Annotated in this window: 13 protein-coding genes and 2 pseudogenes; 3 read left to right on the forward strand and 12 right to left on the reverse strand. The window is 48.4% G+C overall.

Translation table 11 applies throughout. The features are described from left to right. Positions 1-3: 3 nt before the first annotated feature. The 3 genes and pseudogenes from flgL (at position 4) to M0P74_01590 (ending at position 1,949) form a co-directional block, all read left to right on the forward strand. On the forward strand, positions 4-1,203 hold the full coding sequence (flgL, locus tag M0P74_01580; protein MCK9362283.1) for a flagellar hook-associated protein FlgL: 1,200 nt from the start codon (positions 4-6) through the stop codon (positions 1,201-1,203). A gap of 12 nt (positions 1,204-1,215) precedes the next feature. Further along, positions 1,216-1,377 (forward strand): annotated as a pseudogene (csrA, locus tag M0P74_01585) (carbon storage regulator CsrA). A 98-nt stretch (positions 1,378-1,475) separates the two neighbouring features. Further along, positions 1,476-1,949 (forward strand): flagellar assembly protein FliW, encoded by a 474-nt coding sequence (locus M0P74_01590; protein ID MCK9362284.1) that lies wholly within the window; start codon positions 1,476-1,478, stop codon positions 1,947-1,949. Positions 1,950-2,020: 71 nt separating this feature from the next. On the opposite strand, the gene M0P74_01595 is transcribed toward M0P74_01590, so the two are convergent. The 12 genes and pseudogenes from M0P74_01595 to M0P74_01650 all read right to left on the reverse strand — a co-directional run bounded on the left by M0P74_01595 (position 2,021) and on the right by M0P74_01650 (position 18,288). After that, positions 2,021-2,371 carry a flagellar protein FlaG gene (locus M0P74_01595; protein MCK9362285.1) on the reverse strand — a complete coding sequence of 117 codons (351 nt, stop codon included), beginning with the start codon at positions 2,369-2,371 and terminating at the stop codon, positions 2,021-2,023. A gap of 240 nt (positions 2,372-2,611) precedes the next feature. Next, entirely contained in the window at positions 2,612-3,046 is a 435-nt protein-coding gene (locus tag M0P74_01600; protein ID MCK9362286.1) for a hypothetical protein, read from the reverse strand. Positions 3,047-3,117: 71 nt separating this feature from the next. After that, entirely contained in the window at positions 3,118-3,579 is a 462-nt protein-coding gene (gene fliS, locus M0P74_01605; GenBank protein MCK9362287.1) for a flagellar export chaperone FliS, read from the reverse strand. Between the two features lie 29 nt (positions 3,580-3,608). Continuing rightward, entirely contained in the window at positions 3,609-6,287 is a 2,679-nt protein-coding gene (gene fliD / locus M0P74_01610; GenBank protein ID MCK9362288.1) for a flagellar filament capping protein FliD, read from the reverse strand. A 70-nt stretch (positions 6,288-6,357) separates the two neighbouring features. Then, the gene (locus tag M0P74_01615) at positions 6,358-7,146 is read right to left on the reverse strand and encodes a hypothetical protein (protein ID MCK9362289.1); all 789 of its coding nucleotides are present in this window, start codon (positions 7,144-7,146) and stop codon (positions 6,358-6,360) included. A gap of 212 nt (positions 7,147-7,358) precedes the next feature. Continuing rightward, a complete protein-coding gene (locus M0P74_01620) occupies positions 7,359-9,008 on the reverse strand; it encodes a glycosyltransferase (GenBank protein ID MCK9362290.1) in 1,650 nt (549 codons plus the stop codon). Beyond that, positions 9,005-10,879, reverse strand: a complete 1,875-nt coding sequence (locus tag M0P74_01625; protein ID MCK9362291.1) for a glycosyltransferase — start codon at positions 10,877-10,879, stop codon at positions 9,005-9,007. Before M0P74_01625 ends, M0P74_01620 begins: the two co-directional genes overlap by 4 nt. Positions 10,880-11,209: 330 nt before the next feature. Next, positions 11,210-11,368 (reverse strand): annotated as a pseudogene (locus M0P74_01630) (antibiotic acetyltransferase). 2,583 nt (positions 11,369-13,951) lie between these two features. Next, positions 13,952-14,527, reverse strand: coding sequence for a hypothetical protein (locus M0P74_01635; GenBank protein ID MCK9362292.1), 576 nt, complete (start codon positions 14,525-14,527; stop codon positions 13,952-13,954). A gap of 220 nt (positions 14,528-14,747) precedes the next feature. Next, positions 14,748-15,827: an N-acetylneuraminate synthase family protein gene (locus M0P74_01640; protein ID MCK9362293.1), complete on the reverse strand. Its 1,080-nt coding sequence runs from the start codon at positions 15,825-15,827 to the stop codon at positions 14,748-14,750. Beyond that, a complete protein-coding gene (locus M0P74_01645; protein ID MCK9362294.1) occupies positions 15,824-16,480 on the reverse strand; it encodes an HAD family hydrolase in 657 nt (218 codons plus the stop codon). The genes M0P74_01640 and M0P74_01645 overlap by 4 nt, the downstream gene beginning before the upstream one ends. Next, positions 16,480-18,288, reverse strand: a complete 1,809-nt coding sequence (locus M0P74_01650; protein MCK9362295.1) for a thiamine pyrophosphate-binding protein — start codon at positions 18,286-18,288, stop codon at positions 16,480-16,482. Before M0P74_01650 ends, M0P74_01645 begins: the two co-directional genes overlap by 1 nt. Between the last annotated feature and the right edge of the window lie 2 nt (positions 18,289-18,290).

Consider the following 18,290-nt stretch of genomic DNA (forward strand, 5'->3'; position numbering starts at 1 on the left):
GCCATGGTAATGCGCATTACGGAAAACATGAAATTCAACACGACCTCTGCCTCCTTGTCGAATGTCCAGGGCCAGTATAACAGCGTCCTGGAGAAGATGGCGAGCCAAAAGCGGATAAACAAGATTTCCGACGATCCGCTGGGAATGACCATGCTGCTGGACTATCGGCAGTCCAAGGCTTCCCTTGACCAGTACCAGCGCAATATAGACGCGAGCAGCGGCTGGCTTAACGTGACGGAATCGAAGCTTGCCGGCGCCAATGAACTGCTGACAAAGGCGTCGGAGATCGCCATCGGCCAGGGGACGGCCACGGCAACGGCGCAAACAAGAAGGATCGCGGCGGAAAATGTACGCCAGCTCAAAGAGGAAATGCTTTCGCTGGCCAACTCGCAGTACGGGAACAGGTATATTTTTTCCGGCTCCCGCATGGATGTGGCCCCCTTTTCCGCTACTTCCGGGGCGGCAAGGGTTGATGATCCGGCAGCGGCTTCGGCAAACAGCTTTGACGGAACCGTGACAAAAGGCGGCGCCTATACGGGGACAACGAACAAAACTTATGCGGTGAAGATCATAACCGGAGGAACGCTGGCCGATGCAACCTATAAAGTTTCTGCCGACGGCGGTAAGACATGGGGCGCGGCGCAGACCGATCCTGATACGGGAACCGTCACTCTGGGGGATGGCGTAACCTTGACCTTTACCGACAGCGGCGCTGAACATCTGACGGCAGATGATCTGTTTTCCGTTCATGCCTATCCCGAGGGGTATTATAACGGCAATGATGATAATTTATCCGTTGATATCGGCAAGGGCGCAACAATCTCCTACAATGTGACGGGAGCGGACGCGTTTGCGGGTAGCAGCGGCGGGACGGATATCCTTAAAACACTGGATGACTTGAAGAAGGCTCTGGAAAACAATGACCAGGAGGGCATCCTGGCCCAGATGGATAAACTGGAAGATGCCCGGCAGCAGGTCAGTCTCTCCATATCAAAAGTCGGCGCCACGATGAACAGGTTGGAGCTTGCCGATAGCAATCTGCAGGATTTCAGCCTGAAACTGGCGGATCTGACGTCAAAAACGGAAGATGCGGACATCACGGAATTGGCGACTACGCTCGCGATGAAAGAACTGGCCCTGCAGGCCTCCTATGCCACGGCGGCGAAGTTGGGTCAGAATACGATCCTGGATTTCATAAAATAAGAGGGTGGGATAATGCTGATCCTGACACGGAAGTTGGGAGAACAGATTGCAATCGGCGACGACATCAGGATAACCCTGCTGGATATTAAAGGGAAGCACGTGCGGATAGGGATTGAAGCCCCCGTCGGGGTCTCCGTTCACCGCGGCGAGGTCTATCAGCTGATCCAGGAGGAAAACCTCTTGGCGGGGGCGTTTGAGTTAAATAGGGACAGAGCCCCTATTTCTCAAGGTAAAATAGGGGCTCTGTCCCTATTTAAAAACGAAAGGAAGCCATGAAAATCAACACGACGCGTTTTGGCGATATTGATGTCAACGAAGCGGAATTCATTGTCATGAAAGGCGCTATCCTCGGCTTTGAGCAGCTCAAGCGGTTTGTATTGCTGCAAAACAATGAAAAAACGCACCTCTGGTGGCTCCAGTCGGTTGACGATCCTGCCGTGGCGTTTGTTGTTGTCAACCCGCTGCCCGTAAAGCCTGATTATGCGCCGACCTTTACTGAGGGCGATCTGGAATTGCTGGATATTAAGGAAGATAAGGATATTGCTATTCTGGCTATAGTAACCGTCCGCTCAAATCCACTCAAGATAACTGCTAACCTACGGGCGCCGATCCTGATCAATGCCGAAAAAAGAACCGCCAGCCAAGTGGTACTTGGGAATTCTGATTATCCGATTCAGTATGATCTGGCGGATGTTAATGAACATGAGGGCAGCCTCAATCCGGCAAGCTTACCCGCAGCGCCGTAGCAATATAGTTTGCTCCGTGTAACTGGTATATGTCGACTAACGGCCAGTATTTGGCTCCGGTTTTGATACTTTTAGATCTGGCGATCGAAGATAAATCCCGCTATTTCGCTCATTTTGGCATACAGTCTCTGTATTTCTTTCGAGGGAATTTCACGGATTACCTCGCCGGTTTCTTTGTCTGCAACCACCACAGCCATATGTTCGCCTTTCTCTCCATAAGTTGAAAAACTCAGACTGACGTTCATGCTGTCGATCTGACCCTGCATCTCGGCAACCATTTCCCGGATTTGCGATTTGCTGGGCGCAACTTCCTCTTCGGCTTTATTTCTGCTGGAAGTATCAACTCCAGACGGCACTGGCGGCGCTGCAACAACGGAGGCATTGGCGATTCCTCCCCCTGTCTCAACTGCGTTGACGTTCATTTTTTTTACCTCCCCTCATTTTTTTAGCTCTCGAGGTAATTGCAAAACTCCCCATTCTTGTCATTCCCGCAACGATTCTGAGCGGGAAAACGAAGTTTAATGTTCATAATCTGGTTCTAACTGCTTGAAAAACCATATTATGAACATTAAGCTTCGCTTTCGGGAATGACAAATGGTTTTGCAATTGCCTCTCTATATGTATTATCAGCATTTTTAATAGTAACTGCAATATTTAGCGAATTAAGTCCTTATATTCAGAAATCTTGGGGGTTTTACCCCACGCTGGGCATATCCGCGCAGTCCTTCCGCTTCCCGGTTAACGGCCGCAAGTTCGTTTCTTAATTCCTGCTGCCTGACTACTGTAAGGGCTTCGCATTCCTGATTTACAACAATAACCTGTTTGAGTCTTTCGTTTATCGCTCCCGTTATTTTCCCCATTCTCGTGATGACGGCAGAGCTTTTGTCCGCAGGGGATGACGAATAACCGGCAATGCGCCGATCAAGCTCATCAATCGTCGCGATTATTCCGCTGCGACGCTTGAGAAGTTCAGCCGCCGCTTTTGCGTCATCCTTTTCAAGCTCCTCTTTCAGTTTCAGGGTAGAGGCCAGGAAATCGTCGCAAGCCTTTAATTTTTTCTCCAAGGCGGCAATTTTTACATCATTGTGACCGCTCACTGCATCCACCCTTTGCCGGTTTCAGGCCATTCTTATGTTGGTTTATCCAGGCTGCCAATCTTACCCGACAACTATGCCCAGGCCATCGCTAAGGCGGGCTTGCTGTTGGAAAGGCTGTAGGACTTTGCCCTCGCCGGCAGTGGCTCTTCGGCAGCGCTGACCTCTTTGGACGTAGAAATTGCCCTCCAGGCAGTTGCCAACTCTTCGAGTATTCTGATTGATCTGTCAAAGACAGCGATATCCCTCTTCAAGTCGGCTTCCGTCAAGGACTGTATCAGATACATATACAACCCCCGGAGGTTTGCGGCGACAATGCCCCCCTTCTCCGTATCCAATGAGGCATTAAGTTCATGTATAATGTCAAACGTCTTTTCGAGCGCTTTTCCCTTGGAATAAAAATCTTTTTCAAGATAAGCGTCTCTGGCCAGCTTCAGGTTGCTGATTGCTCCATCGTAACACATCAGAACCAGTTTCGCCGGGCTGGCGGTAAAAAAATTTGACTGCTGATACGTACTCATTGCACTTTGATACATGAACGTTCACCCCTTCTTTCTTGTTGTGATCATCTACTGCCCCAACCATTTGAAGCGGCATCGAGCTGCCCGGCGAGCCAGTTGCTCTGGTTCTGAATCTTTTGCATGGCGAGCTCCATCTGCACAAAACGGTTGATCATCTGCTCCCTTTTTAGTTCCAGCCGCGCTTCCATTTCATCAATCTGTGTTTCATACCCGCTAATGCTGTCCTGGAGGGACTCCTGTTTAAAAGCGAGATAGCCGTCAATGGTATCGGTTATATTAAACAGAGCGCGGTCGTAAAGCTCGGCCACGCCAAAGGTCAGTTTTACCGTTCCGGCATCGACACCGCCGTCTGTCCCCGTGTATTTTACCACCAGGCCATCGATGTTCGCATCCCCGGAGCTCCCCGTCAGAACCCGGCCGGAACCGGTTGCCGCTTCCCCGTTGATCGTCCCGGCTACATCGACGCCGTTATTGACTGTTTGGTCGCCACCGGTCCACAGGAGGTTGCTCAATTGGTGGATGGTGAAACTGTATCCTGCCCCGTAACTGTCTTGATTAAGAACAAGGTGGCCCCCGGAATCGGCGGATGCCGAGATGGCCATCGCCTGTGCCTCCAATTCGCTGTTTACGGCGCTCACAATTTGGGTCATGTCCATGCCGCTCGTCAGATTCACAACGGCCGTATTGGCCCCCGCGGTAATTGTCAGCGTTTCATCGCCGCTCAGGCTGGTATTGGTTGACGGCGCCGATGTGCCTTGTGTGGCCGCCGTCGTGATATGGACCGTGTATTCACCCTGCTCCGTTTTGAGGGTATGGTTGATGTATTCAAGCGAACCAACGCTGGTTGTCCCGTTTGCGGCAAAAAGATTCTGCACGTCATTGAAGTTCGTGGTCAGGTAGCCGCGCAGCTTCTCGCTATCGACGGAAAGTGTTCCTTCTATATCCACACTGACGCCGACCAGACCCAAAGTCGAATACGCGGAGGAAACGCCCGAGACACTCTGGATCAGGATCGATGTCAGATCCGCTTTTACGGAGGCGAGCGTCCCTTCGCCGAAGAGAACCCCGCCCGCCTTCTGATTTGCCGCATCATAGGAAGTCTGGGTGTGAATATACGACGAAATGGCATTGTAACTCGAAACGAAGGTGTTGACCTTCTCCATGATCGCGTCGATGTCTCGGCCGATGTTGAGGTTCACTGTGGTGTTGGCATCAGCTTTTAGCAGATCGAGCGTGACGCCGGCCAAAACATCGTCAATCGTATTGGTCGCGCTTGTTATGCTTACGCCGTCGATCTCAATGGATGCATCCGCCCCGGCTACGATCTGGCGAGCCCGGATCGATGCGGCGCTGCCGAGATTGCTGTCCATGTCATAAAGCAGCGTGCCGTCGCTTGTTCCGCCGCTGTTTCTTACATCAATCTCCAGGGCCAGGGAACTTGCCCCTGTGGAGTTATCCACAACCAGCAACTCTCCGGCGTCTGTAATAGATGCGGTTACATTGCCGAAAAGGGACTCTATCTTCGCCAGGAGATCGCCGACGGTCGATGTATCGGAAAGTAGCAGCGTATCGTCGGATACGGCGCCCCCACCCGCTTTTGTTCCTCCGAGGTGAATATAGTCCGTGCTGGAGTAGCCTGTATAGCCGTCGATGTCCTTTATAAGAGTAGCGGCGGTGATGACGGCTCCCGCGGAGGTATTGGCGACATCGCCGGTGACGCCGAAGACATCCGAGACGCCTCCCTTGATGAAACCCAGCGTCTCGAGGATATTGTTCTTGTCTGTGTAGGTATTGGCCGAGCCGGACACCATCAAGCGATAATAGGTCTGGCCATCCTCCGTTTCCGTCGTAATGGAAGCCGTAAGTCCGGCAGCGGACAGTTTGGTTTGCAGCGAGTTGAGCGTGTCCGTGCTGAGGTCGATGGCGCCAACCGCCTGGCCGTTGATCATGATTTCGCCGACGGCCGACGTCTGTGCTGTTGTCAGGCCGAGCAGAGACTGGATGGACTCATTTGTGCTGGTAAAGCGGTCCGTCTGGTCCGCGCCGGCCAGGTGATTCTTTGCCGTCCGGCTGGTGTCTGTGAATCCTAACTTGTTGAGGATGTCCGTTGCCCCTCCGTTGAGCAGGCCGATGCCGGCGGCGCCCGTATGGTCGCTGGTGAGTACCAGCCGGTAATCGCTCGTTCCGTAACCGATAATACCGGCTGCCACGCCCGTCGGACTTGCCCCGGAATTGGCGTTGTTGATCTTGTCCTTCAGGTTGGTCAGCGTGTCCGCAGCAGAAACAGTTATAACCTGGCCGTTAATCAGAATGTCGCCGGTGTAGCCGGCGCCGAGCGCGCTGGACGCGCTGGCGAAGGAGCCGGAAGAGAGCTTCTGAGCGGAGGCGGTGTTGTTAATTTTAAGGGAATACGACCCCAGTGAAGCGGATTCCGACGTCGTCACACTCAACAGGTCGGAAGCCGTTACAGTGGAGCTGTCGGTTGTCATCGTTGATTTGTAGAGGCCGAAATCTTCCAGGCTTTTCAGATTGCCGGCAGCAGTCTTCAGCGACAGGAGCTTGGTATTGAGCGACTGCCACTCGGTCAGCTTGTTTGCGGTGTCCGTCTTTTTTGCCGAGACGAGATCAACGCGCTGATGATCGATCGCGATGAGCTGCGTTATCATCGTCTGCCAATCGATGCCGCTGGAAAGGCCGCTTATCATACTGGTGCTTGTGGCCATGGTAATTCTCCCCTAAACTCCCCGCACCCGAAGGTGCGGGGAGTCAGGCAAAAAAGGGTTTTAAAGGTGTTTACTGGAATAACGAGAGAACCTGCTGCGGGGCCATGTTCGCCTGCGCCAACATGGAGGTGCCGGCCTGGACGAGGATCTGGTTCTTGGTGAAGTTCGTCATTTCCTCCGCCATATCGACGTCTCGGATGACCGAATCCTTCGCCGTCATGTTCTCCAGCGTCACAGCAAGGTTGCTGGCCGCATAAGCAAGGCGGTTCTGGTCGGAACCGACACCAGCGCGGGCTACTGCAAGTGAGCTGATGGCTGAATCAATTACTCCCATAGCTGACACGGCGTTTGTACCAGAGTCGACTGAGGTGCTAGTCAGGCCGAGCGAGGCCGCATTGAAACCATTGACGGAGACAGAGATTTGTGAATCAGCGGTGGTACTTGTGTAGCCAATCTGATAGAGCCCAGTAGCACTCTCATTGGCCCCTGCAATCCGGTCAATTTCAAGTTTAAGATTATCAAACTCGGTATCAATCTTTGCAGTATCGGCGCCGGCAGAGGCTGCCTGGGTGGCCAGTTCCTTCATACGGGTGAGGATGTCGCCGACCGTGCTCATGGCGCCTTCCGCACTCTGCAGGCTGGCGTTTGCCTGCGCAATATTTCTCTGTGCAACCTTAGTGGAGGCGATATCTGCCCGCAACCCCATGGACTGGGCCAGACCCGACGCATCGTCCTTGGCGGAGTTGATCCGGTAACCCGAAGACAGCCTTTCCAGCGATTTACTCATATTGGCGTCGGAAATACCCAGGTTCCTCTGTGTGTTCATTGCCGCGATGTTGTTCTGAATTCTTAATGACATGATTTTATCCTCCTTGATTTTTTAATTCCGGCATCCTTGCCGGACATGGTTTAACAAGTTTTACTTTTTTAACCGGGTTTCATCCAGTTCTGTCCCCGATCACCGCTGCCGCTCCTTTTTCACCTCCTCCCCTTTTTTCTGCTTTTGCCTCGTTTGATACTATTATCGGTAAGGGGAGTCCGGAACTTTAATGCAAAAGCAATGTTTTTTCTTTACGCGGGGTTATTACCTGCAGGTTTGTCGCCCGGAAGCAGCCGGTTAAACCTGGCGTGATCGAACACTTCAGGAGCGATCTGAATCGCCAGTTGGAGGGCCGGTTCAGCCAGCGGCCATTGGCCGCGGCCGCAAAAAACCTCAGCAATGTCGTAAACAATCCGCCCCAGATCCTCGATTGAATTAAGACGGCGCTCCGTATTCATCTGCAGGAGCGACAGGAGATTCTCTAAATGACCAATCATTTCGTCTGTTTCATCCTTCATCCAACTGAGCCTTGCCAGGTGCAGTCTCTTTGCAATTTTTTCATCCCCGGAGAGATATTCATCATCGGCTTTTTGCAGGCAGTCATAGGCGGCATCAGGGTTGTTCCGTTGCAGGAAAATTTGTCCGATTTTTGAATACAGCTTGTTTTGGACTTGCAGAATATCAGGGACGATGTTCTCACGCATCCCTGTCTCATAGGCCATAGTCAGCCATCGCAGGAACTTTTCATACTCTTGCTCTTCAAGATAGAAACGGCAAATGATTTCTGCCCATGCCATGCGCCTGCCGGAATCCTCGAAGGCTTTGATAAAAAACTCTTCCGCCTTCTCCCATTCTTTTGCAACAAAATGCAGTTTGCCCAGGTAGTTGAAGATTTCATGCCTTTTAACAATGCTTTTACAATAAAATCCCCCCATTAGGGAGGGATTCTTTGTATATGCTTCATGGATGTCAAGATAACGTTCCGAGATGGTCCGGCATTGCTCGAAAGACTTCCGGTCCCAATATATCGCCGCAAGGATGTGACAGACGTCCATGTTCATGGGAAAGTAATCAAGGGCTTTTATGCAGATACGTTCGGCATCATCAAATTTCCCCAGGGCACAGTACCCCCGAGCAACCATTGAGAATGTCGTTACACAAAAATCATATCTCAATTTCTTACGACTTATGACTTCCAGAGCCATTTCTCCATACTCCACAGCTTTGTCAGGTTCTCGATGCATGGAATAGGAGGAAGCCAGTTGATGAAGAAGGTAAGCTTCAGTGTAAACTTCGGCAGGCGGCGTTTCCAGCATTTCTTTCAACAGGGTTATCGTCCGGATATGTTTCGCATTCATCTTCTCCGGGGACAGGTCATAACCGTAATGTCTGAGTCTTATGGCGCTGAAGGCGCCCTTTCCCTTGATCTGCAACTGCTCGTGAACCTTCTGGGTAAAGTTCATTCCCCGGTTGTTGCGAAAAAGCCTGACTAAGTTGAAGATGCCCTTGACGCTTCCATCCTTCATAATATCGTGAAACTGACAATGGTAATAATCGACCTTATTATCTCTTACCGCATGTCTTACTTTATGATTATCTTCGGCAAACAGCTCTTCGTCGGCGTCGAGGATAAATATCCAGTCGCCGGTGGCGTAGGAAAGCGACTGGTTGCGGTGCTTACTGTAGTCGTTTTCCCAGGGGTGATGGTAGATTCCGGCGCCGTAATTTTTGGCAATCTCGGCGGTTCTGTCCGTAGAACCGGTATCGACGATGATTATTTCGTCCACGCAGTCTTTGACGCTTTCAAGGCACTGAGCAAGAAAGGCTTCTTCATTTTTTACGATCATGCAGAGGGATATCGTGGGTTTCTTTTTCGTCTTTCTTACCACTTTTTTATTCACTTTATTGCTCCTTGGGCGGGCGTGGGGTTGGGGGTAGTCTTATCCGGTGCGGAGGCCTCTGCTTTAGCTAAGCGCGCCAGGTCGGCTATCGTTTGGTCGATGCCATCGGTGGCGGGCGACAGCTTTTTTACCTGTTCATAGGCTCGCAGTGCCACATTGAACTTTCCAAGTTTGATCGCGCAATCGCCCAGTGTGCCAAGCGCTCCCACATCATGCGGGTCGAGCCGCAGGGCGCGGTTCACATAGTCGGCGGCGTTGTCGTACTCTTCCTGCTGCATGTATAAACTGGCAATATTGTTAAGCAAATCAAGATTACGGGAGTTAATTGCCAGGCCGCTTTTAAAAGCAATCTCTGCCTGCCGGGGCAGGCCAGCCATAAAGTAGCTGTAGCCCAGGGCATTACACAGCGATACAACCTCATCACTTGTATGATTATGATTCAATTCCTCAGTCAACAGTTGAATCGCCCGTTCCCAATTACCGTCGGTTTGCGCATCCTCTACCATTTTTTCAAACATGGCAATGGCGGCTGCTGTAGCTTCTGCTTCCTCGCGGGTGGGTGTATTGATGATCGATGGGCTGATCCCGGCTCCGGGGGAAAGAGGAATATAATATCGGGATAAATCTCGTGTGTCCAGATTAATGGAATAGTTAGCTCCATAGTGTAAGTCTTGCGGCAGCTTCCACTTTGTCTTGAATATTTCCCAATTGCGCAACAGGCTTTGCTGATAATTAATTCCCGCGCCTTTGAATGTTTGACTGCCCGTATGGTGGATGAAGGCATCCAGCGCGATGCGGGCTTTGTAGCCTGCCGCCGCTGCCCGCAGACAAAAATCGTCATCTTCAAAATTGCCGCTGCCGAATTTTTCGTCCAAACCGCCAATTCGGTCAATGACTGCCCGCTTAGCGAGTAAACAAAAACCGACAACCCTCTGATATTCCAAGCTCTTCCCAACATGTTCAGCCGACCACTTTTTGGCGAAGGAAGGCATATCCTTGAGAGTCCGGTAAGAAGCTTCCCTTACTTGCTGTGGTCCCGAAACATTGTTGGAAACCGGGCCGACGATACCCACTTCCGGATACCGCTCAAATACCGCTAACATACGTCCCAACCATCCCTTGGCCACGACGGTATCATTGTTAAGCATCAGCACGTAATTTCCCTTGGCCACGGCCAGCCCTTGATTATTTCCGGCCGCAAAACCCAGATTCTCTTTATTGGCGATCACTTGCACGTTGCTATGATCATCCGCATATTTTTGCAAGTAGTCCAGTGTGTTGTCGGTTGAGCCGTTGTCCACGAGAATCAACTCGTAGGGTTGGGGCGTATGATTTTCGATACTTTGTAGGCAGAGTTTGGTGTCTTTGAGCTGATTGAAGGCGAGGATGATGATAGAGGTTAGTGTTTGTTTCCGCAACCGGGGCTTTCTGCAAAACGCGAGGGCATATTCACCTGTAAACGTAGGTGCGTAATATGGCGATTTAGTTTTCTCGTAAAATTGATCACCATCTTGAAACAGCAGTTTAACATCCTCAAAAAAACCAAGCAGGTAAGAAGAAAATGTGCCACTTTGGTAATAAGCAACATGATACGGATTGCCTACCGGCCCACCCAGAGGCGTAGAAACGACGAACATGCCGTCGTCGGTCAGCAACCGAGTGACCTCCTGTAAAAACTTCTCCCCTTCCGCAACATGTTCCAAGGTTTCAAAACTATTCACCATCTCAAATGACTGATCCGGATAGGGAATATTCCTGATATCCAAAACTTCAAACGACAGATTATCGCGCCGGTAGTGATCCCGGCAGTACGCTATCGTTTCTGATGAAATATCACCGCCTACCACCTGTCGGGCTGTTTCGGCCAGCATATCCGACCCATATCCCGCCCCACAAGCGACATCCAGGACACGCTTACCGGCAACCATGGGAGCTACATGACGATATCTCGCCCAATGCTCCCGCATGATCTGCGGATCCATATTCGGTGCCAAAGGCATAGCCCTCTCACCGGTAAAGAAGTTGCCCCGATCAACTCCGGCTGAAAAATCAACGCCTGCAGACATTGCAGTTTTCACGGATGTATAGAGTTCGCTTACATCCTCTGAACATAAATTTGGTATATATTCATTGATTTTGTCCACATGCCAATCCCACCACTTTAGTTCCAGAAGCATTGCAATGGACTCATCAGAAAACCGCTTTCGAATAGTGCGCGCCGGGTTACCGCCCAGAATGTCATAGGGCGGCACATCTTTGGTCACCACTGTGCGTGCGGCAATAACCGCGCCGTCTCCCACAGTAACTCCTGATAGAATTACAGCATCGTCTCCAATCCACACATCATTACCAATGACAACATCACCCTTGGTGGTGGGCAATGTCGGCAAACCCCGATTGTTGGTGTTGGACCAATCCTTGTTCATCGGCGGCGAAGGGAAGGGGTAGGTTGTTACCCAGTTGTGCCGGTGGTTGCCACCCAGATATATTTTTACGTTGTCGGCAATCGAGCAATACCGCCCAATCTTCAGTTTAACGTCCTCACCCCACCAGCGAATAACCGGCTTTCCGTAGGTAAATTCACCAATTTCAAACCCGTATTTGGTAATTAAATCTGCCATAATATGTCTGGTGTATATAGAACCCGCTGCCATTTGTGGCCTCCTGTCTGCATCTTTCTTAATGGGTATTGCTTTTCTCCTGGTAATTACCGCCAATTGCTCAATGGTAACTTCAAGGGCCAAGGTTTGCGGTGCGATAACACTAACCTCTTGAAATATGTCAAATGCCTGGTTAAATTCATTTTGCTCAATTGCCGAGTTTCCCTTAAGAATTAGCAAATCAACATTATTAGGACTCTGGCTCAAACCCTGATTTATTAACAGATTTGCCCTATCGTACTGTTCCTGGTGTAGATACTGCTTTGCCAACGCCGATAAAATATCTATATTATCTGGATCGATATTGTAGGCTGTTTCCAACATTTCCTGGGCTGTGGTTTCATCTTCTAATTGTCGGAAGCAGTCTGCTAAGTCCCGCCATAAAAAGGCGATGCTTTTATCTGACCCAGACCGCTCAATTGCTATTTTGAACAGTTTGATGGCTTGCGTCCAGGCACCTTCAAGTTTGGCCGATTTGGCTAATTCGATTAAGTGTTGGAGTGTCATTTCTTTGGAGCCTTTTTGCAGCAGCCCCTCTAACAAGGCCATCACATCGGGATGAGTTAAAGAGCTGTACCACGGTAATTGCTGCCACACACTTTCGGCTCTTGGTAGTTCATCCATGTCGAGCAGAACCAAACCGCACAAAGACAGAACGTCCGCACGATCTTGTCCTTGCTGCAGAACATCATTAATCACTGGCAAGACATCGGAAGCGCACTGCTCCCGGGATAGCTTGATTAAATTTAACTTTCTTTGAAAGTCGGCATCATCTGAAGCCAATGCTTGTTGTTTGTATAACCAGGCATCCTTTATAAAACTTGACACCTGGCAGACAATCTTGTTTTGGGAATAGCAATTCCAGAAGTGCTTGCTCACGGATTTTCCCATTTTCTGCCGTTGAGCAGGAGTTAATTGATACGCCTCACGCAATGCCAGTTTAGTCAATGAAATATCAAGCAGTGGCCAACTGACCCCCTGATATTGTGGCAAATAGTTTAACATATCACCTTCTACCAATACGGTACCGGTTTTTCCCGATGGAATCAGAATAGCATTTTCCGAGGTTAGGGAAAAATTGCTTTCTGGCGGGTTCCACTCTGTGGAAGCGATAATCAGCTTATGGCGAAAGGCAGCCTCCGCAACCGGACACGCGCCAGAAACATCAGTTGAAACGTAAACATCGCAACCGTCAATAAGACGTAAAATATCCAGCCTTGTCCCCAACGCGTCATCAATAACAATTTTAGCTCCTGATTGTGTTTGTTCTCTTAATGTTTTGATCGTGTTAAATAAATCACTTTGTGGCTGACCATTTACCGGGTGCCAGTTAGGGTAATTTACCTTGAGGTATAGTTCGGTGCCGCCTGTTCCTTTAAACTCTTCCAAATAAGCTTGAATCAGTGCCTCCCAACGGCGATTCGGTGAAAAAGTGCCTATAGATAAAAACCGGAAAACCTGGCTCGATGTATCAAATCCTCTTTTGCATATCGGAACTATAGGTAACATTTGCCATGTATTCGGAGGTGAAACTAAGCGGACTTTATCAGGATTAATGCCAGATGCTAACCATGCGGACTTTTCTGCCTCGCTCATAAACCAGACCTGGTTCATACGACTGCAAATATCAATCCATTGGGGAGGCACATTCTTTCCGACAAATCCGGTCATCATTATCCGGACATGCGGTTCCGGCAATTGGACTGTAAGCCATGCATCAGCCGGATTATGAAAGAAAATAGCCGACACCGGAGGAATGACAGGGGTCTTTTCAAGCGTTTCAAAAAAACCAATATCACAGTCGTCTATTCCGGGTTGAACATCACCAACATTCACCACCCTGACTTTGAATCCTGCATTGTGCAGCGCCATTACACATGCCCGTGATCCGCCAGCGAGACCAGTTCTATTATAAAATGCCGAAACCCATACGATAGTTCCATGTTCCTGCAAGATCATAAGGTCACTTCCTTTGTAAGATAATAATGACTGGAGATAAGTTACATTCTTTTTGTTGCCTAAAATCCGTATGATGTTCAAATACCGTCAATCCATCTTCCTGCCGCTTTGAAAAACAATACCTGTATCAAGAAGCCCTGTGACGTTCTTATAGCCCCAGATTATAAATCAACTTCTTCAATTACTCATTGATATCGTCATAACCTATTTCAGACTGCGTTATCCGAATAAAATCCTCCAGTTGTTTTTTCCATCCAGCAAAAAATTCCTCGCTTGATACAGGAAACGGGAAAGGTATTACAGACCCATCTGCATTTATCAATCTCACATCACAACCACACATCTTAGCTTCAGTGGCCAAAGAAGTCGTGTCGTCATAACTATAAAAATTTTACACCTCTGCAATAAATCTATCAATTTCTGCTTTGACTTAGGCCAATCGAGAGTAATTTCTATACCGTCCAACGGTATTCTTTTTTTCCAAGCACCTTTATAAACCCAAATACAATCATGTTCTCTATGTAATCCCAAGTCCTTAAGATTATCATCCCAAAAAGGAATGCGAAGAGGCTGCCCTTGAATGTTTGTATACTTTTCTTTAGGCAAATAGAAGAACACCATATCAGTATTTAAATATTTACCATCTCCGCCACAAATACCTGGAACATTTAACAACCATCTAACCACATTCTTCGCCCTTAAAGGGTTACCATTAACAATCTCAGGATAGATGATTACGTCATCATCGGTCACCTCATTTATCGCTGCAGTCTCTGATCCAAAACAATAGTAAATACAATCATAACCCTTCCTAATCAAAGATTTCTGTAAATTATACAGAGCCATTAAACCACCACTACGATGATGCCATATAGGGGCATAAATGATATACCGTTTCATGAAAGTACTTCTCCGAAAAAAGTTTTTCTGACGTACATAAGTATCACAATTTCTTTAAAAGCTTTACGCAAACTGATCCGACGGGGGGCATGGAATATTCTTAAACCTGAATCTTTCTGGTTTTTGAAAAAGGTTACACATAGTCCATAACCAAATGGACAGATCACAGCATAAAGACAGGAACGATTATATGTTGCATAACTTCGCCCAAATGCTGGCTTTATAGCCCCCGATTATAAATCAACTTCTTTAATTCATCATTATACGCATAAGGGCTATCAATATCATCGATCATGATGGGCTGATCTTTAACAAGTGGGCGAATGAGCATTTCGCCATTCATAAGCTCTCTGCAAGAAATCTGGCCTTTCTGAATGGGTATCGCCAGGTAGATATCCTTATCACTTAGGGTGTGACCTTCCGGTAAGTCACTCGCAGCATAAACACCCCTGACCAGTGCATCAAGATAGGTCTTTTCCTTTTCGGGGATAACACGTCTTTGGTAACCACTGCTGCCGCACATCTCTTTTGCCTTCTTAACAGCTTTGAACCACTGATCAATTTGTTCCGGAAGCGAACAGTAGGGTGATACAGAATGTTCTCCTTCATCGATATCGATATGTCGCTCAAAGGTCCGGGCCCCTTTCGCATAGCCTATCATGATGGAAGCTGTCCAATCGTGATATTCATGGGTGGATAAACCAATCGTGTGGTTGTGATAACGGTTCTTCAGAAAATCTATTTGATTGAGTTCCAATTCATAATCTTCTGACGGATAAATTGACACACAGTGGTTAACTGCCAAAGGTATGTTCCTATTCTCGAAAAAGGTTACTAAATCATCCATGTCCTTAAGAGAAGTTCCCCCGGTGGAGACAACCACCGGCTTTCTCGTTTTGGCAATCTTTTCAATGAGCACCCAATCATTCGAATCGGAACTGGCCATTTTAATAATTTGGACACCTAAATTAACGCATAAGTCAACAGATCGTTCATCGAACGGGGTGGCCATAGGAATACATCCACTCGTCCGGACAGCCTTTACAAGTGTCACAAAATCATTCTCGGACAACTGGGTGTCTATCGTTTTTTTTATGTATCTAATATCAGCACGATCACGAAAATCCTTGTGGATAAAAGTGTTAACATCACGTATTTGCAATTTTATCGCTGCCTTGACATTGTTGAAACGAACGACACGGCCAAAATCCGTCACAATTTTTAAACCGCGCTCAACTTTGCCCAAATGGTTATTCGCAAGTTCGAGAACAAATAATTCATCAAATATGTCCCTGTTCATAGATTCTCCTTTCGAACAATTTTAAGTAAGTCAGATATCGTGCTCATTTTAAAGTCGATAAATGTAGAATCTTCTTCAAAATGTCCATATCCATAAGATACAGCCGCAAACCTGATGCCACAAGTTTTTGATGCTGCTTTATCCTCCTGTGAATCGCCAACATATAGTGTTTTTTCAAGATCAAGGGTGTGCCTAGCAATGAGATGAGCCATCGCATCGGATTTGGATGGAAAAGCAGGTGTTGCCGAATCAGGCGACACTACATCTACAAAATACTCCCTGATGTTCAATAAATCTAAAATGTTCTCCGTTGGAAGCTTCGGTTTGCTTGTCACCAAGTAATTGCAAATATTGAGATTTTCAAGTTTGATTAAGGTATCCTTTATGCCATCGAACAGCACAGTTTTTTGCCACCCGCCATTATCGTATGCCTTGCGGAATTCTTTAACCAGTGTTTGCAACTCGTTCCCTTCTATATCTGGAAATATCCGACGAAAGATGTCGCTAATTGGAGGCCCAATGAACGGGCGTAGTTCAAATAAAGCTCTCTGGGGGCATATAGAATCGACAGCACACCGACTCGCATATTCAATCCCGGGTAGCGAGTCGACCAAGGTTCCATCCAGATCAAAGATTATATTTTCTATCCGCATCAATCCTCGATTGGCGTTATCCACAGATTTTCAAGCAGTTCTTGCCGATCCAAAAATGGATACATGTCCTCCAACGGTGCCGATACCATCCGGCCACCGGGAAGTTGTTTGGAACTGGTTTTTGGCTCAAACGTTTGCTCAGGATCGAGCATGACATCGCACAAAACAGGTCCTTCCTGGGCGAGTATTTCATCAATAGTGTTCGCAAAATCAGCAGATTCGACTCTGTATGCAGGCAGACCATACGCTCCGGCAATCTTGACAACATCAGGGAAAGAAGTGCCGCTCTCGGGACTTTCACCAATGAAATTGCCAAAGAAATTCCTTTGGGTAATCCTGATAGAGAGATAACCACTGTTATTCAGGACAAAAATTTTGATCGGTAGTTGATGATGCGCAATGGTTTGCAATTCCTGAATGTTCAGTTGCATGCTGCCGTCGCCTGCCAGGCAGATAATCCGTTTCCCCGCACGCGCTACCGCGGCGCCAATCGCTGCGGGCAGATCATATCCCATCGATGCCGATCCGGAATTGCTGAAGAGACGTTGTCCCTTTTTCAGAAAAGCTGTTTGATAAGGAACGATACACGCCGTTGCATTTGCACAGACCACAACATCATCATCGGCCAATCTGTTAAATAACATTTCCATAAAGTGGTAAGGATTGATTCTGCCATTATAAGTCCGATGTCGCTCTAAAACTACAGGATATTTCGAAACCCGCTCCCGGCACCAAGCCTGCCAAACCTGATGCTTATTTTCATCATAATTGGACTGATCGATCTGCCTATCCAATTCTTCAAGAAACAAACGAGCATCACAATGAACCGGCATATCAATTTTGACCATCGGACGCTTGAATTCAGCCACGTCCGCATCGACCTGAATCTTAAATGCTTCACGTGCAAAAGACTGCCAATTGTAGCTGACCTGCCGCACGTTCAAGCGAGCACCGAGGATCAATAAAAGATCCGAGTTTTGCACGGTAAAGTTGCCGGCCCGTGTTCCGATCGTTCCGGGCCGTCCGCAAAAAAGAGGATCATCGGACGCAATAATATCGTGCGTCCATGCTGTGGTGACAGGTATTCTCAACCTGTGAATCACTCTATCAAAAATATCAAGGGCGTGAGCAAGACGGATCCCGGTGCCTGCCATGATGACCGGTCGTTTCGCAGTTATAATTTTTTCAAGAATATTATGACATACTTGAGGTAATTGCTCCAGATCCCAAGCAGGGATATTCTCCTGCGGGTTATATCCCTGTAATTCGTTTTCATCTATCACGCTGGCCTGGACATCCATGGGAATATCCAGCCAGCAGGGACCGGGTGGTCCTTGTTGCGCCAGATGGATCGCTTTCTCCAGATGGTATCGTATGGACAAAGGATCATCCACCAGAATGGCATATTTTGTAATGCCACGCGCCATGCTGATAATGTCCCCTTCCTGATCCCCCAATTGTCTGAGACCGGGAATGTTATATGTTGCCATACATGTTTCTCGTTTGATTTGTCCGGAGATCACCAGCATCGGGATGGCATCCGTCCAAGCCCCGAAAACGCCGTTGAGGGCGTTAATTCCGCCAGGCCCCGAAGTCACATTAATGACCCCAAGCTTCCCGGTGATGCGTGCATAACCTTCGGCAGCCATCGCACTGGCCTGCTCGTGATGATTGCAGATGTAATTGAGGCGTTTTTCTTTGCGGATGGAATCGTTCAGGTGCATGGCGCCACCGCCGGTAAGCATGAAAATATGGCGTACGCCATAATCGGCTAAATATTTAAAAATGTAGTCTGATAGTTTGATCATTT

Source organism: Syntrophales bacterium (genome assembly GCA_023229765.1).
Lineage (GTDB): Bacteria > Desulfobacterota > Syntrophia > Syntrophales > UBA5619 > DYTH01.